Origin of the sequence: Microbacterium sp. RU1D (assembly GCF_900156435.1) — a bacterium.
Taxonomy (GTDB): domain Bacteria; phylum Actinomycetota; class Actinomycetes; order Actinomycetales; family Microbacteriaceae; genus Microbacterium.
In genome coordinates, this window is the sequence record NZ_FTPQ01000001.1 from 1,633,302 (window position 1) to 1,653,170 (window position 19,869).

The window sequence follows — 19,869 nt, forward strand, 5'->3', positions numbered from 1 at the left end:
CTGTCCGGGGTAGGCCCTCAGACAGGAGAATTGTGGCAAAACCACGCGTGCACGAGATCGCCTCCGAGCTCGGCGTCGACAGCAAGGTCGCGCTTGCGAAGCTGAAGGAGCTCGGCGAGTTCGTCAAGAGCCCCTCATCCACCATCGAGCCTCCCGTGGCTCGCAAGCTCCGCGCCGCCCTCGCGGCCGAGGGCTCCTCCGGATCGTCGGATGCCAAGCCCGCCGCCCCCGCGGCGCGCCCCGGCGCCGGCGCCCGCCCGGGCCCCGCCCGTCCGGCGGCGACCCCCGGCGCCCGTCCCTCGGGCCCGACCCCCGGACCCGCCAAGCCCGCCGCTCCGGCGGCTCCCGAGGCCGCCCCGGCCCCCGCGGCATCCACCCCGGCCGCTTCGGCTCCCGCCGCGTCGACTCCCGCACCCTCCGCTCCGGCCAAGCCCGGCGCGAAGCCCGCGGCTCCGTCGTCGGCCCCCACTCCCGGTGGCAGCGCGCCCAAGCCCGGCCCCAGCTCGCCCCCGCGTCCCGGTGGCGCGCGTCCGGGCAACAACCCGTTCGCCTCGTCGCAGGGCATGGGCCAGCGTCCCGCCGGCCCCCGCCCGGGTAACAACCCGTTCGCGTCGGCGCAGGGCATGGGCCAGCGCCCGACCCCCGGCAACATCCCGCGTCCGCAGGCTCCGCGCCCCGGCGCCCCGCGTCCCGGTGCTCCGCGCCCCGGCGGCGCCGGTCGTCCCGGCGGCGGCGGTCGTCCCGGCGCTCCGTTCCAGCAGCGTCCCGGCGGTCCCGGTCGTCCCGGCGGTGCCGGTGGCGGCTTCCAGCGCCCCGGTGGCGGTGCTCCCGGTGGCGGTTTCGCCGGTCGTCCCGGTGGCGGCGGTGGCCGTGGCCGTGGCCCCGGCGGTGGTACCGCGGGTGCCTTCGGTAAGGGCGGCGGCAAGTCGAAGCAGCGCAAGTCGCGTCGGGCGAAGCGGCAGGAGTTCGAGATGCGGTCGGCGCCGGTCGTCGGCGGCGTCAACGTCTCGAAGGGCAACGGCGAGATCATCCGCCTGCGCCGCGGTGCCTCCATCGCCGACTTCGCCGACAAGCTCGAGGCGCTGCGCGGCTACACCGTGCAGCCCGGCACGCTCGTGACCATCCTGTTCAACCTGGGCGAGATGGCCACCGCGACCGAGTCGCTCGACGAGGCCACCTTCGAGGTGCTCGGTGCCGAGCTCGGCTACAAGATCCAGATGGTCTCGCCCGAGGACGAGGACAAGGAGCTCCTCGAGGGCTTCGGTCTCGACCTCGACGCCGAGCTCGAGGCCGAGAGCGAGGACGATCTCGAGATCCGTCCTCCCGTGGTCACCGTCATGGGCCACGTCGACCACGGTAAGACGCGACTGCTCGACGCCATCCGCCAGACCAACGTGGTCGCGGGCGAGGCCGGCGGCATCACGCAGCACATCGGTGCGTACCAGATCTGGACCGAGCACGAGGGCATCGAGCGCGCGATCACCTTCATCGACACCCCGGGTCACGAGGCGTTCACCGCCATGCGTGCCCGTGGTGCGCAGGTGACCGACATCGCGATCCTCGTGGTCGCGGCCGACGACGGCATCATGCCCCAGACGGTCGAGGCGCTCAACCACGCCCAGGCGGCGAACGTGCCGATCGTGGTCGCGGTGAACAAGGTCGACAAGCCCGATGCCAACCCGGCCAAGGTGCGCCAGCAGCTCACCGAGTACGGCCTGGTCGCCGAGGAGTACGGCGGAGACGTCATGTTCGTCGACGTCTCGGCGCGACAGAACCTCAACATCCAGGCCCTCCTGGACGCGGTTCTGCTCACCGCCGACGCCGGTCTCGACCTCACGGCCAACCCGAACAAGGCGGCCCGCGGTGTCGCGATCGAGGCGAAGCTCGACAAGGGTCGCGGTTCGGTCGCCACGGTGCTCATCCAGTCCGGAACCCTGCGCGTCGGCGACGCGATCGTCGCCGGCACGGCCTACGGCCGTGTCCGCGCGATGATGGACGAGAACGGCGAAGCGGTCGAAGAGGCCTACCCGTCGCGTCCCGTGCAGGTGCAGGGTCTGAACTCCGTGCCCCGCGCCGGCGACGTCTTCATCGTCACCGAGGAAGACCGCACCGCGCGTCAGATCGCCGAGAAGCGCGAAGCCGCCGAGCGCAACGCCCAGCTGGCCAAGGCCCGCAAGCGCATCTCGCTCGAGGACTTCACCCGCGCTCTCGAAGAGGGCAAGGTCGAATCGCTCAACCTCATCATCAAGGGCGACGTGTCGGGTGCCGTCGAGGCGCTCGAGGAATCGCTGCTCAAGATCGAGGTCGACGACAGCGTCCAGCTGCGCATCATCCACCGCGGTGTGGGTGCGATCACCGAGTCGGACATCAACCTGGCCACGATCGACAACGCGATCGTGATCGGCTTCAACGTCCGCCCCGACACCAAGGCTCGCGAGCGTGCCGCCCGCGAGGGTGTGGACGTGCGGTTCTACTCGGTCATCTACAACGCGATCGACGACGTCGAGCAGTCGCTCAAGGGCCTGCTCAAGCCGGAGTTCGAAGAGGTGCAGTCGGGTGTCGCCGAGATCCGCGAGGTGTTCCGCTCCTCGAAGTTCGGCAACATCGCCGGTGTCATCGTGCGGTCGGGAACGATCACGCGAAACGCCAAGGCCCGCGTCATCCGCGACGGTGTCGTGCTGGCCGACGGCCTGGCCATCGAGTCGCTGCGCCGCTTCAAGGACGACGTCACCGAGGTCCGCACGGACTTCGAGTGCGGTATCGGCCTGGGCAAGTTCAACGACATCCAGGTCGGCGACGAGATCGAAACGACGGAAATGGTCGAGAAGCCGCGAGGCTGATCACACCTGGCGGGAGTCGCGCTTTCGGGCGCGGCTCCCGCTTCGGGCTGCGGGGGTGTGTGCCTCCCCGAGCAGAGCGGGGCCCCTACCCCGATGCTCGTGGAGGCACACACCCCCTCCGCCCTACGCTGGGGGCGGCGTCCGTGAACGAGACGCCCACCCGCCGTGATTACTCGCGGCGGTATGAGAAAAGGAGAAGGACGTGGCAGGGGAACGACAGGCTCGAGTGGCGGACCGCATCCGCGTGGTGCTCGCCGAACGCCTCGAGAAGGGGTTGCGCGACCCGCGGCTCGGATTCGTGACCATCACCGACGTGCGCGTCACGGGTGACCTGCAGCGCGCATCGGTGTTCTACACCGTCATGGGCGACGAGGCGCACCGCGCCGACACCGCCGCGGCGCTCAAGTCGGCGACCGGCATGCTGCGCAGCGAGGTCGGCAAGCACCTCAACACGCGGCTCACCCCGTCGCTGGAGTTCATCCTCGACGGCATCCCGGAGAACGCCGACCACATCTCGGCGCTGCTGCGCGAGGCGCGCGAGCGCGACGAGTCGGTCGCCGGTCTCGCGGCATCCGCCGCCTACGCCGGCGAGGCCGACCCGTACGTGAAGCCCCGCGCGGACGACGACGAGGACGACCTCGACGACGACGGAGACGACGACGAAGACGACGAGGCCGCGCGCATCTGAGCCCGCGGACCTGAGGCCGGATGCCACCCCGAGCGGGCGGCGTCCGGCCTTTCGCGTTGCGGGGGGTCTCCGCCGACGCCCGCGAGGCGCGGACCCCCGCCCGGGGCGGGTGAAACTCCGGAGGGTCCGTGTGTGGAAGGGGTGAGTGGGCCGTTCACGGGGCAAGGGGCCGGTCACGCCGAGGTTCGGCCCGGGGCCGCTGCGTGAGGCTCGGCCGGGGCCAGGTCAGGATGCCGGGTGGCCCGGCAGGCGCAGCTGCTCGTCGGCCGCCTCGGCGAGGCCGTCCGCCACGAGCGAGTCGATCGCGCGGTCGCGCTGCGCGGCGTCGGGCCAGTCCGGGAGCACCGCGAACAGGGGCACGGCCTCCGGGGCCGCGTCGCGGAGGGTCTTGAGCACCGCACCGCGGGCCTGCCGGTCGCTGCCCTCGTAGGTCGCCTGTTTGCGGCGGCGATCTTCGGAGGGAGGGTATCCGGCTGCCCGCCAGGCGCACTGCGCCGCCAACGGACAGGCCTCGCACCTCGGCGCCCGCGCCGTGCACACGATCGCGCCGAGCTCCATGGCGGCCGCATTCACGACCGCGGCCTCGGCGACGTCGGCGGGGAGCTCGGCATCCATCCGCTCCAGGTCGCGGCGGTGCGGGGGCCCGGGTTGCGCGCGGCCCTCGACCGCGCGGGCGAGCACGCGGCGGGTGTTGGTGTCGACGACGGGATGCCGATCGCCGTATGCGAAGACCGCGACGGCGCGCGCGGTGTAGTCGCCGATGCCCGTCAGCGCCAGCAGGGCGTCGACGTCGCGAGGGACGACGCCGTCGTGACGATCGCGGATCTCCACCGCCGCCCGATGCAGCCACAGCGCGCGTCGGGGGTAGCCGAGGTTGGCCCACTGGGTCACGGCATCGCCCGGGGGAGAGGTTGCGAGGTCGGCGGGCGTCGGCCAGCGGGTCAGCCACGCCTCGAGGTGCGGGATGACGCGGTTCACCGGCGTCTGCTGCAGCATGAACTCGCTCACCAGGGTGCCCCACGCGCCGAAGCCCTCGCGACGCCACGGCAGGTCGCGCGCCGCGTCGCGATACCAGTCGATGAGCGGCGTGGCGAGTCCCGGCATCCGCCCAGCCTACGGTCGGTGGGCCACGGCCGGTCGCGGGCGGAGACGTCGTTCGTGCGCGGGAACGCGAGGACGCGGTGTTCGCGCTCGCGGAACCGCGGAGACGGGTTGTTCGCGAGCCCGGATCGCCTTCTCGCGGAGGGAGGGTGCCCGCCCCGGCAGCGCGGGGGCCGGTGTCGGTGGTCGATCGTAGGCTGGAGGTATGTCGAGTGAGAACGCCGTCGAGACCCTGCAGCGGAGCATCCGCGACCTGATGCGGCAGAACAACCGCGCCGGGCGCGTAGTAGTGGCGGTCGATGCGCTCGACGCGGAAGCTGCCGGCTCCTTCGCCGATGCCTTCGCCGAGGTCGTCGGGGAAGACGGCACGGCGGTGGCCCGCGTGCCGCTGGCCGATCACGCCGATGACGTCCGCGAGCGCATCGTCGTGCCGTTCCGCGCGGGTGAGCCGTTCGGCGACTCTCCGGGGCCTCCTGCAGACGCGGTCCTCGTCGTCTCCGGGCGCTTCCTGCACGCGCCCGAGGTGCGCGGGCTCTGGAACTTCTCGATCTGGCTCGAGAGCAACCCCCCGATCGGCGCCCCGCGACCCGAGCTCCCGGATGCCGAGAGGCACTACCTCCGCACGGTTCGACCGAAGGCGGCCGCATCGGTCATCGTCGAGAACTCCGACCCCGCGCACCCCGTGCAGGTCTTCGGAGACTTCTGCTGATGGTGCGTCCCGGCATCCTCCTGGTCGACAAGCCCGGAGGCATCACCAGTCATGACGTCGTGGCGCGCGCGCGGCGGGCGCTCGGCACGCGCAAGATCGGGCACGCCGGCACGCTCGACCCGATGGCGACGGGTCTGCTCGTGCTCGGCGTCGAGGGCGCGACGCGGCTGCTGACCTACATCGTCGGCGCCGACAAGACCTACGCGGCGACCATCCTGCTCGGTGTTGCGACAGACAGCGACGACGCCGACGGCGTCGAGACGGAGCGGGCGGATGCCGCTGTCGTCGGCGCCGTGACCGACGACGCGATCCGCGCCGGCATCGCCGCCCTCACGGGCGAGATCGATCAGGTGCCGAGCACGGTGTCGGCGATCAAGGTCGACGGGCGCCGCGCGTACGACCTCGCGCGCGCGGGGGAGCAGGTGGAGCTGAAGTCCCGGCGGGTCACCGTGGCGCGCTTCGACGTGCGCGCCACCCGTCGACGCGAGGATGGGATCGAACTCGACGTCGTGGTCGATTGCACGTCCGGCACGTATATCCGCGCCCTCGCGCGCGACCTCGGCCGCGCGCTGGGCGTGGGCGGGCACCTGACGGCCCTGCGCCGCACGCGTATCGGGGCGTTCGACGTCACCGCCGCGGCATCCGTCGACGACATCGCCGAGGCGGCGCTCGTCGAGCCCGCCACCGCCGCGGCGGTCGTGATGGGCGCGCTCGCGGTGGGCGCCGACGAGGCGCGCGACCTGCGCCACGGCAAGCGCATCGACGGCGGCGGGCGCCTGACCGGCGCCGTCGCGGCCGCGATCGACCCCGACGGGCGTCTCGTCGGCGTGGTCGAGAAGCGCGGCGCGCAGCTGAAGAGTGTCATGAACATGCCGGAGGAGGCTCGATGATCCTGTGGTTCACGCTCGTGCAGGTGGGCCTGGCCGTGCTCGCCGGGGTCGTGGCCGTCGGCGCTGGGCTCATCGGACGTCGGCCCGGAGACATCACCGTCGGTTCGCTCGCCCTCATCGAGCTCCTGCTGATCGTGCAGATCGTCGTGGCGATCATCGCGCCGTTCGCGGGCAACCCGCCCTCCGGCAGTCTGCTGGAGTTCTGGACCTACCTCGTGTCCGCAGCGCTCGTGCCGATCGCCGGCGTCGCGTGGGCACTGCTGGAGCGCAGTCGGTGGAGCACCGTGGTGATGGGCGTCGCCGCGCTCGCCGTCGCGGTGATGGTGTGGCGCATGCACGTCATCTGGACCGTGCAGATCGCCTGAGCGTGCACCGCCGCTCGGCGATGGCCGGGGCGAACTAGAATCGTCAGGTCATGGCATCCACCACTCCCACCCGTTCCCGGGGGATGACCGGCATCGGCCGTGTCCTCGTCGTCGTCTACGGCATCATGGCGCTCGCCGCCACGGGCCGCTCCTTCGTGCAGATCGTCCGCGAGTTCGACGATGCCCCCGTGGCGTATTCGCTGTCGGCCCTCGCCGCGGTCGTCTACATCCTCGCGACCCTCGCGCTGATCTTCTCGGCGCGGCCGACCTGGTACCGCGTGGCCTGGGTCGCGATCGGCTTCGAGCTGGTCGGCGTGCTCGTGGTGGGAACGCTGAGCCTCGCGCTGCCGACGCTGTTCCAACACCCGACCGTGTGGTCGGTGTACGGGTACGGCTACCTCTTCATCCCGCTCGTGCTGCCCTTCCTGGGGCTGTGGTGGCTCGTGCGCCACCGCCGGGCGACGTCGTGATCGTCTTCCGCGACCCCGCGGAGGTCCCCGCGGGCTTCGGTCCCACGGTGGTGGCGATCGGCAAGTTCGACGGCGTCCACACGGGTCACCGCGCGGTGATCGACCGCGCCCGGGTCGACGCCTCCGACGGCGCGCGCGTCGTCGCGGTGACCTTCGACCGCAATCCCTTGAGCGTCCTGCGTCCGGAGAAGTGCCCCGCCGACGTCATCGGCCCGCACCAGAAACTCGAGCTGCTCGAGCGGGCCGGAGTGGACGCCACCCTGCTGCTGACCTTCGACGAAGCCATGGCGGCGATCCCCGCGGGGGAGTTCGTCCGCGGCATCCTGGTCGACGCCCTTCAGGCGCGCACCGTGCTCGTCGGGCGCGACTTCCGCTTCGGCGCCGGGGGGGCGGGCGACCCCGCTCTGCTGGAGCGCCTGGGCGCCGAGCACGGATTCCGCGTCGACGTCGTCGATGACGTCCGCGCGGTGCACGCCGACCGGCGTGTGTCGTCGACGTGGATCCGCGAGGCGCTGTCGGCCGGCGACATCGCGACGGCGGCGCGGCTGCTGGGACGCGCGCCCTCGGTCTGGGGCGAGGTCGTGCACGGCCTGAAGCGTGGCCGCGAGCTGGGGTACCCGACCGCGAACCTCTCGCCCGACCTCGAGGGCTTCGTGCCCGCCGACGGCGTGTACGCCGGATGGCTCGTCGATGTCGACGGCGCGCGTCGCACGAGCTATCCCGCCGCGATCAGCGTCGGCACGAACCCCACCTTCGACGACGTGCACGCGCGGCAGGTCGAGGCGTACGTGATCGACGAGACCGGCCTCGACCTGTACGGCCATCACGTCGAGGTGCGCTTCGTCGAGCGCGTGCGCGAGATGACGGCGTTCGACGGCATCGATGCACTGCTGGTGCAGATGGCCGACGACGTGGAGCGGGCGCGGGCGATCCTGCGCTGACCCGCAGGCGTGCTGACCGGCGGACCCGGAGCCGCGGGTCCGCGTCGTGGGGTGAGGCCCGCCGCCCCGCGGGTGGCGCTGTGACCCGGCCTTGCCGCGCCGCGACCCCCACGGCATCCGGCGAACCGGTCTCCGCGCCTGACGGGAGGGTCAGTCCTGCCGCGACAGGTGGTTCCGGATGCCGAGGAACGACGCCGCGGCCCCGAGCGCCATGAGCGCGGCGGTGAACAGCGCCGCCCGGTGGAACCCGTCGAGGTCCAGCGATCCGCCGACCACCGCCGATACGGCGGCGATGGCCAGCAGGCCGGCCACGCGGGAGACGGCGTTGTTGACGGCGGAGGCGATGCCGGAGCGCTCGGAGTCGATCGCTCCCAGCACCGCGGCGGTCAGCGGCGAGACCGTGGCGGTCAGGCCGAGGCCGAACACGATCACGCCCGGAAGCACCTGCGTCCAGTAGTCGAAGTCGTCGCCGACGCGCAGCAGGAGCAGCGCCCCGACGGCCATCACGAGCGGTCCCGCGGTCATGAACAGACGGGGCCCGAGCCGGCCCGAGAGCGCGCCCATGCGCGAGCTCAGCACGATCATCAGTACCGTGCTCGGCAGCGACGCGAGCCCCGCGAGGGTCGCGGGCAGCCCCGCGCCCTGCTGCAGGTACACGCTCACCACGAACCCGTTCAACGAGAGCGCCGCGTACACGAAGACGGTGGCGAGGTTGCCCGCCCAGAAGTTGCGGGCCCGGAAGAGGTCGAGCGGCATCATCGGTTCGCGTGCCGTCCTCTGCCGCACGAGGAAGCCCGAGAAGGCCAGGATGCCGATGATCCCGGGCATCCAGATGACGGGGGAGGCCCAACCGAGATTCGGCTGTTCGATGAGCGCGAACACGATGCCGCCGAGGCCCGCGGCGCACAGGACGGCGCCGAGGATGTCGACGCGCGCGTCGGGGCGGCGGTGGTCGCGATGGCCCAGGCGGGTGAGCAGCCACATCGTGACGCCGATGGGCAGCACGTTGACGAGGAACACCAGCCGCCAGGACAGGGTGTCGACGAACACGCCGCCGATGAGGGGCCCCGCGAGCATGGCGACCGTCGTCGCGCCCGTCCAGATGCCGATCGCGCGCGCCTGCGTCGCGCCGCGGAACGTGGAGGTGATGAGTGCGAGAGAGCTCGGCACGAGGAGGGCTCCCGCAACACCCTGCAGTGCGCGCGCCACGATGAGGAACTCCGCGGTGGGGGCGGCGGCGATCGCGAGGGAGGTGACGCCGAAGCCGATCAAGCCGATGCGCAGGACCACCACCCGGCCCAGCACGTCGCTGAGGGAGCCCGCGACCAGGATGAACGCCCCCAGCGTGACGAGGTAGGCGTCGACGACCCACTGCTGCGTGCTCAAGCCTCCGCCCAGGTCACCGGCGATCGCGGGAAGGGCGACGTTGACGACCGTGCCGTCGAGGAACGACACGAACGAGGCGAGGACGGCGACCGCGAGCACCGTGCGTTGCTCGCGTGTCATCGCCTCGGCCATTCCTCCAGCGTAGGGTCGTGGCGGTCGCCGAGGGCGGGGATGCACGTCGGGGGCGCGCCGCACACGCGAATGACGGCGACGAGGGCCCCTGGGAATACCCCCAGGGGGTATCCTGTTGACGACGGGGTGACCGGAGGAGGAGCCATGGGCGACCAGACGGATGCCGCACCGACCGCCGAGGCGGTGCTCGACATCGAGGGGATGACGTGCGCGAGCTGCGTCGCGCGCGTCGAGAAGCGACTCGGACGCGTCGACGGCGTCGAGGCCGCGGTCAACCTGGCGACCGAGACGGCGCGTGTACGCTACCCCGCAGATCTCGACACGTCCGCCCTCGTGGATGCCGTGCGCGCCGCCGGCTACGACGCCCGCGTCCGCACCCGCACGTCGACGGAGCCCGCTCCGGTACCCGTCCCCGCCCCCGGCGGCGACGTGGATGCCGTGACCGGCCGCGACCTCACCGCCGATCGATCCGGCGACCCGGAGGGCTCAGGTCACGAACACGTCGAACACGTGCACGACACGGCCGACGCCCCGGGGGAGACCCCGCTGCGCGTGCGCCTGTGGGTGTCGCTCGCCCTCGCCGTCCCCGTGGTGGCGCTCGGCATGATCCCGGCCTGGCAGTTCCCCGCCTGGCAGTGGGTGTCGCTCGTGCTGGCCACCCCGATCGTGGTGTGGGGCGGATGGCCGTTCCACCGCGCGACGCTGCGCAACGCGCGACACGGCGCCGCCACGATGGACACCCTCATCACGCTCGGCACCTTCGCCGCATACCTGTGGAGCGTCTGGGCTCTCGTGTTCGGAACGGCCGGGCGCATCGGCATCCGTCACGAGGTGATGCTGTTCGGGCCCGTGCATGACGCCACCTCTGTGGTGTACTTCGAGGTCGCCGCGGCGGTCACCGTCTTCCTGCTGCTCGGCCGCGTGATCGAGCAGCGTTCCACACGGCGCGCCGGAGCGGCCCTGCGGTCACTGCTCGACCTCGGCGCGCGGGAGGCCGAGCTCGTCGACGGGCGCCGCATCGACATCGCGCAGCTCGCCGTCGGCGATGAGTTCGTCGTGCGCCCCGGGGCCACCGTCGCAACCGACGGAGAGGTGCTCGACGGGCGCGCCTCGGTGGACGAGAGCATGCTCACCGGGGAGTCGCTCCCGGTCGACGTGGGTCCCGGATCGCGCGTCACCGGCGGCACCATCGCCTCGGGCGGCCGGCTCGTCGTGCGGGCGACGGGGGTCGGCGAGCAGACGCGCCTCGCCCGCATCGCCCGTCTCGTCGAGGACGCGCAGCTCGGCAAGAGCCGCGTGCAGCGACTCGCGGACCGCATCTCGGGCGTCTTCGTCCCCGTCGTGATCGTGCTGGCCGTCCTGACCCTCATCGGCTGGCTGGTCGCCGGGCAGCCCCTCGCGGCGGGCTTCACCGCGGCCGTCGCGGTGCTCATCATCGCCTGCCCGTGCGCCCTGGGCCTGGCCACCCCGATCGCGATCCTCGTCGGGACCGGCCGCGCCGCCCAGCTCGGCATCCTGGTCACGGGTCCGGCAGCCCTGGAGTCCGCGGAGCGCATCGACACGATCGTCCTCGACAAGACCGGCACCCTGACCGCGGGACGCATGAGCGTCGCGAACGTCACCGCCGCCCCCGGTCAGGATGCCGACGACGCCCTCCGTCTGCTGGCGGCGCTCGAACGCGCGTCGGAGCACCCCGTCGCCCACGCGATCGTGGCCGCCGCGGGCGACGGACAGGTCGCCCGCGACGTCGAGGCGCTGCCCGGTCGCGGCATCGTCGGTGTTGTCGACGGTCTTCGCGTGTTCGCGGGGCGGCCGGCGCTGGCCGCCGAGCTCGCTGCGCCGCTGCCCGAGGCGCTCGCCGCAGCCGTGGCGCAGGGGGAGCAGCGCGGGACCGTCGTGCTCGCGGGATGGCCGGACGCCGACGGCACCGTGCGGGTGCGCCTGGTCGTCGAGGTCGCCGACACCGTGCGACCCGAGAGCGCGTCGACGGTGGCGCGCCTGCGCGGGATGGGACTCGAGCCGGTGCTGCTGACCGGCGACAACCCGCACGTCGCGCGCGCCGTGGCCGCCGAGCTCGGCATCGAGAAGGTCCGTGCCGGCGTCCTGCCCGAGGGCAAGGTCGACGCGATCGCCGCTCTCCGCGCCGAGGGGCGCACCGTCGCGATGGTCGGCGACGGGGTCAACGACGCCGCCGCCCTGGCATCCGCCGATCTGGGCATCGCGATGGGCGGGGGGACGGATGCCGCGCTGCACGCGAGCGACGTCGCCTTGATGCGCGACGACCCGCGGGGGATCGTCACCGCGGTGGCCCTGAGCCGCCGCACGATGCGCGTCATCCGCGGCAACCTGTTCTGGGCGTTCGCCTACAACATTGCGGCTCTGCCGCTGGCGGCCCTCGGGCTGCTGAACCCCATGCTGGCGGGGGCGGCGATGGCGTTCTCGAGCGTCTTCGTGGTGCTCAACAGCCTGCGGCTGCGGCGCGCGGCCTGAGGCGCCGCCCGGCGGGGGATGCGCGGATCGTCCACAATGGCGCGTCTTCGCGGTCGGGACCGGGGCGGTTCGCGCTAGAATGATGTCGATCCCGCCATCCGCCCCTGTCGCGAACCGTTCCGGTCACAGCGCTCTCGGGCCGCAGGCATCGCCGCTCCGGCGGCATGCCGGGTGATGTTCCCCGGGGTCACTGATCCACCGGCCTCGCGCCGGAACGTTCCGGACTCTTTCCGGACGACACGCTCAGGAGGAGCATGCCGACCACGGCAACCGCCGCCCGTAGCTCGAGCCAGCGGCGCAGGAAGACCACGTCATCCCGACGCGACGACGAAGCCCCCGTCATCCCGATCCTCGCCCGCAAGGTGCGCGAGGTCGAGGCGAAGGCGCAGCGCGGAAAGCTCGGGCCCACGAACCGCGTCAAGTTCCAGGTGATCGCGTTCCTCGTGCGCGAGGAGCGCGCCCGGGTCAAGGCCGACACCGAGATCACCGGCGCCGCGCGCGCGGAGCTGCTGAAGCGCCTCGACGGCGTGGCGACCATCCTCGCCAAGACCGCCGCGCGGGACACCTCGCTCATCCAGCTGCTCGAGGTCGATGCGGCCACCTCGCCCGTCGCCCGCCGCATGCGTCGCGACTGGCTGCTCGAGTCCGGCGCCGAACTGCCGGCCGACGAGCTGATCATCACCGACAACACGCCCAAGATCACCCCGGTCGTCCCGGCGGCCCTCGCCGAGAAGCAGGTCGTCCCGGCATCCATCGAGGCGCGTCAGATGGCGAACCCGTTCCGCGCGCCCGACCTCACGCCGCGGCCCACCGGTGACGCCCCGCGCCGCCGCCTCGACGGCTGGGAGCTCATGGGCCCGCTGTACAAGGCGTTCGAGACCGGCGCGGGCGGGTCCGCGGCGAGCATGGAGCTGCCGCCCGTCCCCGAGTTCGACCGGCTGTCGCCGCGCGGACTCGAGGTCATGCCGCACCAGTCGCGCTTCCTCGAGGCCGTGCGCCTGGGGCATCGCGAGTTCCTCCTCGCCGACGAGCCGGGCCTGGGCAAGACCGCGGAGTCGGTCCTCGCGGCATCCGTCGCCGACGCGTACCCGCTGCTGGTCGTCGTGCCCAACGTCGTGAAGATGAACTGGGCGCGCGAGGTGCAGCGGTGGACGCCGCAGCGTCGCGCGACCGTCATCTCCGGCGGCGGCGCCGACATCGACGCCTTCGCCGACGTCTTCATCGTCAACTACGAGATCCTCGACCGGCACCTGTCGTGGTTGTCGTCGATCGGCCTGAAGGGCATCGTCGTCGACGAGGCGCACTTCATCAAGAACCTCACGTCGCAGCGCTCGCAGAACGTGCTGGCGCTCGCGTCCCGCGTCCGCGAGCAGACCCGTCATCCGCTGCTGCTGGCCCTGACCGGTACCCCACTGATCAACGACGTCGAGGACTTCGACGCGATCTGGCGCTTCCTCGGCTGGACCAACGGCGAGAAGCCGGGCCCCGAGCTCATGGAGAAGCTGGATGCCACGGGCCTGACGCCCGCCGACAAGGCGTTCTATCCCGAGGCGCGCGAAGCCGTCATCTCGATGGGCATCGTCCGGCGCAAGAAGAAGGACGTCGCCGCCGACCTGCCCGACAAGCTCGTCGCCGACCTGCCCGTCGAGCTCGACGACGAGTACGGCCGTTCGATCCGTCAGGCGGAGCGCGAACTCGGCGCCCGGCTGGCGGCGAAGTACCGCCGCATCATCGAGGCGCGCGGCGACCGCGGGCTCGCCGCCGGCGAGATCGACGACGACATCGTGCGTCTGGTCGCCCACGGCGAGCTCGAGGAGTCGAAGGCGGCCGGCTCGGGCAGCGAGAACGTCTTCACCATGGTCCGTCGCATCGGCCAAGCCAAGGCGCACCTCGCGGCGGATTACGCCGTGCAGCTGCAGCGCTCGGTCGGCAAGGTCGTGTTCTTCGCGAAGCACATCGACGTGATGGATGCCGCGGAGGCTCACTTCAAAGCCTCCGGCCTCAAGGCCGTCTCGGTGCGCGGCGAGCAGACCTCGACCGCGCGCCAGGCCGCGATCGACGCCTTCAACAGCGACCCCGACGTGGGCATCGCGGTGTGTTCGCTCACCGCCGCCGGCGTCGGCCTGAACATGCAGGCCGCCTCCAACGTCGTGCTCGCGGAGCTGTCGTGGACCGCGGCCGAGCAGACGCAGGCGATCGACCGCGTGCACCGCATCGGCCAGGAGGAGCCCGTGACGGCGTGGCGCATCATCGCCGCGCACACGATCGACACGAAGATCGCCGAGCTCATCGACTCGAAGGAGGGTCTCGCTCAGCGCGCCCTCGACGGCCAGGCCGTCGAGCCCGGTTCGAGCGACTCGGTGCAGCTCTCGGCGCTCATGCACCTGCTGCGTCAGGCGCTCGGCGCGGCCTGAGCCCGTCCCTTCGAACGCCCCGGCCGCTTCGGCGCCGGGGCGTTCGCTCGTCCACGCCCACTCTCACCGTGTGGCAGCGTTCCCGCCCGCGGCGATAGGGTCGAAGACGGCAACGGCGCCGACCCTTCACCCGAACCACAGCACCAGAGGACTCTGCCCATGAAGATCGGCATCCTGACCAGCGGCGGCGACTGCCCCGGTCTCAACGCGGTCATCCGTGGCGTCGTGCTGAAGGGCACGACCAACTACGACATCGAGTTCGTCGGCATCCGCGACGGCTGGCGCGGCGTGGTCGACGGCGACTTCTTCCCCCTGACGCGTCACGAGGTGAAGGGCCTGTCCAAGGTCGGCGGCACCATCCTCGGAACCAGCCGCACCAATCCGTACGAGGGCGTGCGCGGCGGCGCCGAGAACATCTCGAAGACCATGTACGGGCACCGCCTCGACGGCATCCTGGCCATCGGCGGCGAGGGCACACTGGCCGCGGCCGACCGTCTGTCGAACGACGGCATCAACGTGCTCGGCGTGCCGAAGACGATCGACAACGATCTGCGCGCGACCGACTACTCCTTCGGTTTCGACACCGCCGTGAACATCGCGACGGATGCCATGGACCGCCTGCGCACGACCGGTGACTCGCACCAGCGCTGCATGGTGGCCGAGGTCATGGGTCGCCACGTCGGCTGGATCGCGCTGCACGCGGGGATCGCGGCGGGCGCCCACGTCATCTGCATCCCCGAGGTGCCGATGTCGATCGACGAGATCGTCGAGCAGGTCACGCGAGCCCACGACCGCGGCCGCGCTCCGCTGGTCGTCGTGTCGGAGGGCTTCAAGCTCAAGGGCATGGACGAGGCGTTCAGCGACAAGGGCCTCGACGCCTTCAACCGTCCCCGCCTCGGCGGCATCGGCGAGCTGCTCGCCCCCGAGATCGAGCGCCTGACCGGCATCGAGACCCGGTCCACCGTGCTCGGTCACATCCAGCGCGGCGGTTCGCCCTCCGCCTTCGACCGCGTGCTCGCGACGCGCCTCGGCCTTCACGCCGCCGACGCCCTGAACGAGGGCGCGTGGGGCCAGATGGTCGCCATGCGCGGCACCGACATCGTGCGCGTGCCCTTCGCCGACGCCCTCGGCGAGCTCAACAGCGTTCCGCTGTACCGGTACGAGGAGGCCGCCGCGTTGTTCGGCTGAGCCCGCTGCACTGACGCCCCGTCCCCGCAGCACGCAGTGCGGGGCGGGGTGTTGCGCGGTGTGGGGTCTGGCGGTGGTGCTACCGGAGGCGCTGCGTGCGTCGTACCTCCGGGTTTGGGGCGTCTTCCGCACCCTGGGGCGTGCAGTGCGCGCCCCGAGAAGCGGATCCTGCCCCAAACCCCAGGACGCCCACGCCGTGAAGAGGCTTGCGAGCGCCCCGCGCAGAGCGACGCCCCGCCGCAGCAGGCGACGGGGCGTTCGGCGGCGGCGGCCCGCCCCTACTCCGCCAGCCCCAGCACGTCGAGCAGCCACGCCAGCTCGAACGCGCGCTCGCGCCAGGCGTTGTAGCGGCCGCTGACGCCGCCGTGGCCGGCCACCATCTCGCACTTCAGCATCGCGTCGGCGCCGACCTCGCGCAGGCGCTGCACCCACTTGGCCGGCTCGACGTACAGCACGCGCGTGTCGTTGAGCGAGGTCACGGCCAGGATGCGGGGGTACGCGACGCCCTCGCGCACGTTCTCGTACGGCGAGTACGACTTCATGTAGGCGTACACCTCGGCGTCATGCAGCGGGTCGCCCCATTCGTCCCACTCGATCACCGTGAGCGGCAGCGACGGGTCGAGGATCGTGGTCAGCGCATCCACGAACGGCACGTCGGCCAGGATGCCGGCGAACAGCTCGGGCGCGAGGTTCGCCACCGCGCCCATCAGCAGCCCGCCGGCGCTGCCGCCCTCGGCGACGATGCGGTCGGGCGTCGTGTACCCCTCGGCCACGAGGTGACGCGCCGCCGCGACGAAGTCGGTGAAGGTGTTGCGCTTGGCCTGCAGCTTGCCGTCCTCGTACCACTGGCGGCCCATCTCGCCGCCGCCGCGCACGTGCGCCACGGCGAAGACGACGCCGCGGTCGAGGAGCGACAGGCGGGGCACCGAGAAGCCGGGCTCGATCGAGTGCTCGTAGGAGCCGTAGCCGTACAGGTGCACGGGGCGCGGCGCGTCGCCGGGCTCGCCGAACGACCGCTTCCACACGAGCGACACCGGCACCTGCGTGCCGTCGTCGGCCGGAGCCCAGACGCGCGCCTGGCCGTAGTCCGCCGGGTCGAATCCGCCGAGCACGGGCTGGCGCTTGCGCAGCAGGAGCTCACCGGTCGCGATGACGTAGTCGAACACCGTGCCCGGCGTGACGAACGAGCCGTACCCGAGGCGCAGCACCGGCGGCGCCCACTCGGGGTTGCCGCCCGTGCCGACGCTGTACAGCGGCTCGTCGAACGCGATCTCGGTGACGGCCCCGTCGACGTACGACAGCATGCCCAGGCGCGCCAGGCCGTCTCGGCGGTAGGCCACGACACCCCAGTCGCGGAACGTGTCGACGCCCAGCAGGCGCTGCCCGGTGCGATGGGGGATCACGGTCTCGCGCGGCCCCTGAGGGGCGGATGCCGAGACCCGGACCAGCTCGAAATCGAGGGCGCCGTCGTTGTGGAGGATGTAGAGCACGTCCTCGCCGTCGACGACGGCGTGATCGACCGAGTACTCCACGCCCTCCTGGCGCGGCCACACGACACGGGCCTCGCCGCGCAGGTCGTCGGCGTCGATCAGGCGTTCCTCCGACGTGATCGAGGAGCCCACGCCGATCACGAGGTAAGTGTCGCTGCGGGTGAAGTCCGCACCGACCCAGTAGCGGTCGTCGGGTTCGTGAAACAGCTTCACGTCGGCATCCACGTCGGTCCCGATCTCGTGCAGCCACACGGTGTCGGGGCGCCACGCGTCGTCGACGGTGGTGTACACGATGAAGCGGCCGTCGGGGGAGAAGGTCGCACCCGAGAAGGTGCCGGGGATCTCGTCGGGGAGGGTCTCGCCGGTCGTCAGGTCGCGGACGCGCACGGTGTAGCGCTCGTCGCCGGCGACGTCGATCGCGTAGAGCATGCGCGTGCCGTCGTTGGAGATCTCGAAGCTGCCGAGCGAGAAGAAGTCGGTGCCCTCGGCCTCGACGTTGCCGTCGAAGAGCACCTGCTCGCCCGGGACCGCGCGGTCGGGTGAGAGGGTCGGCGGCGTCCAGTCATCGGGGGAGTCCAGCGGCGCGCGGCACTGGATGCCGTACTGCGCGCCGGCGACGGTGCGCCCGTAGTACCACCAGTCGCCGCGGCGGGCGGGAACGGAGAGGTCGGTCTCGAGCGTGCGGCCCTTGATCTCGCCGAAGATCGTGTCGCGCAGCCCCGAGAGGTGCGCGGTCCGGGCGGCGGTGTAGGCGTTCTCGGCCTCGAGGTGGGCGACGACCTCGGCGTCGTCCTTCGCCCGCAGCCATTCGTACGGGTCGTAGAAGGTGTCGCCATGATGGGTGCGGGCGACGGGACGGCGGTCGGCGAGGGGCGGGGTGGGCTGCGGGTCGAGGTCGGTCACCGTTCCACGGTAGTGCGCCGCCGCGGCATCCGGCCGGAGGAATCGGGGGAGAGGCGCGCGCCCGTCGGGCCGCGCGTTTGACCCTCACAGGTCCGGATGAAAGGATGTCGTCGCGTCTTTCGGTGAACGAAAGATCAACGCCAGGTGAACTCTTCGTTCGTCACGCCGATCCCGTCGGCATCCCTTCCTCCTTCTCACGGAAAGCGAACGGTGGAGAGCGCAGCCCTCATCATCGTGCTGGTCATCGCGCTGGCACTGTTCTTCGATTTCACCAACGGATTCCACGACACCGCGAACGCGATGGCCACCCCCATCGCCACCGGTGCACTGAAGCCGAAGGTGGCCGTCCTCCTCGCCGCCAGCCTCAACCTGGTCGGCGCGTTCCTGTCGACGGAGGTCGCCAAGACGATCTCGGGCGGCATGATCCGGGAAGACCAGTTGAGTCCCGACATCTTCCCGCCGATCATCTTCGCGGGCCTCATCGGGGCGATCACGTGGAACATGCTCACGTGGCTGCTGGGGCTCCCCTCCAGCTCCTCGCACGCGCTCTTCGGCGGCCTGATCGGCGCGACCCTCGTGGGCGTCGGCGCCTCGGCCATCGACACGGGCGTCGTGTTGAGCAAGGTCATCCTCCCGGCTCTGATCGCCCCGCTCACGGCGGGCATCATCGCCTTCGCCGTGACCAAGATCGCCTACGGCGTCACCCGGCGCTACGACCTCAAGGCCGACGGCCGCGACGGCTTCCGTTGGGGACAGATCTTCACCTCGTCGCTCGTGGCACTCGCCCACGGCACCAACGACGCGCAGAAGACGATGGGCGTCATCACCCTCGCCCTCATCACCGTCGGGTGGCAATCGACCGCGAACCCCGACCCGCAGCTGTGGGTCGTCTTCGCCTGCGCGATCACCATCGCCCTGGGCACCTACATGGGCGGGTGGCGCATCATCCGCACCCTTGGCAAGGGCCTCACCGACGTCAAGCCCGCCCAGGGCTTCTCGGCCGAGACCTCGACGGCGGCGACGATCCTGGCCTCCAGCGCCCTCGGTTTCGCCCTCTCGACGACGCAGGTGGCATCCGGTTCGGTCATCGGATCGGGCCTCGGACGCCGCGGATCGACCGTGCGCTGGAACACCGTCGGCCGCATCATGATCGGCTGGGTGCTGACGCTCCCCGCCGCCGGAGCAGTGGGCGCCGCGGCCGCCCTCATCGTCGTGTGGCTGGGCGGATGGGGTGTCGCCGTCGACGCGGTGATCGCCGTGGCCATCGTGCTCGGTCTGTTCCTGCGCTCACGGCGCGACGAGGTCACCTCGGCGAACGCGATGAGCGAGGTCGCCGACTCCGGCGCCGCGGTGAAGGTTCCGCGCAAGCCCGGACCCACCCGCCGCCAGCGCCGCCTCGAGCGCGAGAAGGCCGGGAAGGACGCCTGATGCTGATCAACTGGGAAGCCTTCCTGCAGGTCTTCGTCGCCGCCCTCGTGGGCGCCACGGTCGTCGTGACCTCCTACGCCCTCGGGTTGCGTCTGCTCGTGCGCGGCGGTCGCCCGCCGCTGGTCGCGCCCGCGGAGTTCACCGACGCCATCACCGTGCTCACCGACAAGCAGCGTCGCCGGGCCGAGAAGGCGGTGGCCAAGGCCGCGAAGAAGAACCCCCTCAGCGACGGGCAGAAGCGCCTCTCGCTCGTGGGCGCCTACGCGTGCTTCGCCGTGTGCGCGGCGGCGGTGCTCGGCGCGCTGCTGCTGATCCTCTTCAACCACTGAGCCGCGGAGCCTCTCGCAGGTTCGATTCCGGATGCCGTCGGCGGGACGCCCCGCTCTCGGCTCTCCGGCGGGATGCCGTCGGGCTCGGGGCCGCGGACGGCCGCT

At 71.8% G+C, this 19,869-nt stretch carries 15 protein-coding genes; 12 read left to right on the forward strand and 3 right to left on the reverse strand.

The window, feature by feature from the left end; all coding sequences use genetic code 11:
• Window positions 1-32: 32 nt before the first annotated feature.
• A complete protein-coding gene (gene infB, locus B0B15_RS07480) occupies window positions 33-2,840 on the forward strand; it encodes a translation initiation factor IF-2 (RefSeq protein ID WP_176776588.1) in 2,808 nt (935 codons plus the stop codon).
• 202 nt (window positions 2,841-3,042) lie between these two features.
• Window positions 3,043-3,528 (forward strand): 30S ribosome-binding factor RbfA, encoded by a 486-nt coding sequence (gene rbfA, locus B0B15_RS07485; RefSeq protein ID WP_076674658.1) that lies wholly within the window; start codon window positions 3,043-3,045, stop codon window positions 3,526-3,528.
• Between the two features lie 225 nt (window positions 3,529-3,753).
• Here the strand turns inward: rbfA and B0B15_RS07490 are convergent, their stop codons facing one another.
• Complete coding sequence (locus B0B15_RS07490) at window positions 3,754-4,632, reverse strand: HhH-GPD family protein (protein WP_076674660.1); 879 nt, start codon at window positions 4,630-4,632, stop codon at window positions 3,754-3,756.
• A 202-nt stretch (window positions 4,633-4,834) separates the two neighbouring features.
• Between B0B15_RS07490 and B0B15_RS07495 the strand changes: the two genes are divergently transcribed.
• From B0B15_RS07495 to B0B15_RS07515, 5 genes are read left to right on the forward strand one after another with little or no spacing between them, the layout of a single operon-like run.
• Window positions 4,835-5,338, forward strand: a complete 504-nt coding sequence (locus B0B15_RS07495; RefSeq protein ID WP_076674662.1) for a nucleoside/nucleotide kinase family protein — start codon at window positions 4,835-4,837, stop codon at window positions 5,336-5,338.
• Window positions 5,338-6,228, forward strand: a complete 891-nt coding sequence (truB, locus tag B0B15_RS07500) for a tRNA pseudouridine(55) synthase TruB (protein WP_076674663.1) — start codon at window positions 5,338-5,340, stop codon at window positions 6,226-6,228. Before B0B15_RS07495 ends, truB begins: the two co-directional genes overlap by 1 nt.
• The gene (locus B0B15_RS07505; protein ID WP_076674665.1) at window positions 6,225-6,593 is read left to right on the forward strand and encodes a hypothetical protein; all 369 of its coding nucleotides are present in this window, start codon (window positions 6,225-6,227) and stop codon (window positions 6,591-6,593) included. Before truB ends, B0B15_RS07505 begins: the two co-directional genes overlap by 4 nt.
• A gap of 50 nt (window positions 6,594-6,643) precedes the next feature.
• Entirely contained in the window at window positions 6,644-7,063 is a 420-nt protein-coding gene (locus tag B0B15_RS07510) for a hypothetical protein (RefSeq protein ID WP_076674666.1), read from the forward strand.
• A complete protein-coding gene (locus B0B15_RS07515) occupies window positions 7,060-8,004 on the forward strand; it encodes a bifunctional riboflavin kinase/FAD synthetase (RefSeq protein WP_076674668.1) in 945 nt (314 codons plus the stop codon). Before B0B15_RS07510 ends, B0B15_RS07515 begins: the two co-directional genes overlap by 4 nt.
• A gap of 150 nt (window positions 8,005-8,154) precedes the next feature.
• On the opposite strand, the gene B0B15_RS07520 is transcribed toward B0B15_RS07515, so the two are convergent.
• Window positions 8,155-9,522, reverse strand: a complete 1,368-nt coding sequence (locus B0B15_RS07520; protein WP_076674669.1) for an MFS transporter — start codon at window positions 9,520-9,522, stop codon at window positions 8,155-8,157.
• 144 nt (window positions 9,523-9,666) lie between these two features.
• On the opposite strand from B0B15_RS07520, the gene B0B15_RS07525 reads away from it, so the two are divergent.
• The 3 genes from B0B15_RS07525 (at window position 9,667) to B0B15_RS07535 (ending at window position 15,614) form a co-directional block, all read left to right on the forward strand.
• On the forward strand, window positions 9,667-12,012 hold the full coding sequence (locus B0B15_RS07525; RefSeq protein ID WP_076674671.1) for a heavy metal translocating P-type ATPase: 2,346 nt from the start codon (window positions 9,667-9,669) through the stop codon (window positions 12,010-12,012).
• A 254-nt stretch (window positions 12,013-12,266) separates the two neighbouring features.
• Entirely contained in the window at window positions 12,267-14,426 is a 2,160-nt protein-coding gene (locus B0B15_RS07530) for a DEAD/DEAH box helicase (RefSeq protein WP_076674672.1), read from the forward strand.
• A gap of 159 nt (window positions 14,427-14,585) precedes the next feature.
• Window positions 14,586-15,614: a 6-phosphofructokinase gene (locus B0B15_RS07535; RefSeq protein WP_076674674.1), complete on the forward strand. Its 1,029-nt coding sequence runs from the start codon at window positions 14,586-14,588 to the stop codon at window positions 15,612-15,614.
• Window positions 15,615-15,892: 278 nt separating this feature from the next.
• Here the strand turns inward: B0B15_RS07535 and B0B15_RS07540 are convergent, their stop codons facing one another.
• A complete protein-coding gene (locus B0B15_RS07540) occupies window positions 15,893-18,007 on the reverse strand; it encodes a S9 family peptidase (RefSeq protein ID WP_076674676.1) in 2,115 nt (704 codons plus the stop codon).
• A 210-nt stretch (window positions 18,008-18,217) separates the two neighbouring features.
• Between B0B15_RS07540 and B0B15_RS07545 the strand changes: the two genes are divergently transcribed.
• Window positions 18,218-19,435, forward strand: coding sequence for an inorganic phosphate transporter (locus B0B15_RS07545; RefSeq protein ID WP_076674677.1), 1,218 nt, complete (start codon window positions 18,218-18,220; stop codon window positions 19,433-19,435).
• On the forward strand, window positions 19,435-19,764 hold the full coding sequence (locus B0B15_RS07550; protein ID WP_076674679.1) for a peptidase: 330 nt from the start codon (window positions 19,435-19,437) through the stop codon (window positions 19,762-19,764). The genes B0B15_RS07545 and B0B15_RS07550 overlap by 1 nt, the downstream gene beginning before the upstream one ends.
• The last annotated feature ends 105 nt before the right edge of the window (window positions 19,765-19,869 follow it).

What these genes read in the sequence shown, in the direction of transcription:
- B0B15_RS07505 (WP_076674665.1), top strand. Translation starts at nt 6,225, where the DNA reads ATGATCCTGTGGTTCACGCTCGTGCAGGTGGGCCTGGCCGTGCTCGCC.
- B0B15_RS07520 (WP_076674669.1), bottom strand. Translation starts at nt 9,522, where the DNA reads ATGGCCGAGGCGATGACACGCGAGCAACGCACGGTGCTCGCGGTCGCC.
- truB (WP_076674663.1), top strand. Translation starts at nt 5,338, where the DNA reads ATGGTGCGTCCCGGCATCCTCCTGGTCGACAAGCCCGGAGGCATCACC.
- B0B15_RS07510 (WP_076674666.1), top strand. Translation starts at nt 6,644, where the DNA reads ATGGCATCCACCACTCCCACCCGTTCCCGGGGGATGACCGGCATCGGC.
- B0B15_RS07495 (WP_076674662.1), top strand. Translation starts at nt 4,835, where the DNA reads ATGTCGAGTGAGAACGCCGTCGAGACCCTGCAGCGGAGCATCCGCGAC.
- B0B15_RS07525 (WP_076674671.1), top strand. Translation starts at nt 9,667, where the DNA reads ATGGGCGACCAGACGGATGCCGCACCGACCGCCGAGGCGGTGCTCGAC.
- B0B15_RS07490 (WP_076674660.1), bottom strand. Translation starts at nt 4,632, where the DNA reads ATGCCGGGACTCGCCACGCCGCTCATCGACTGGTATCGCGACGCGGCG.
- B0B15_RS07530 (WP_076674672.1), top strand. Translation starts at nt 12,267, where the DNA reads ATGCCGACCACGGCAACCGCCGCCCGTAGCTCGAGCCAGCGGCGCAGG.
- B0B15_RS07535 (WP_076674674.1), top strand. Translation starts at nt 14,586, where the DNA reads ATGAAGATCGGCATCCTGACCAGCGGCGGCGACTGCCCCGGTCTCAAC.
- B0B15_RS07550 (WP_076674679.1), top strand. Translation starts at nt 19,435, where the DNA reads ATGCTGATCAACTGGGAAGCCTTCCTGCAGGTCTTCGTCGCCGCCCTC.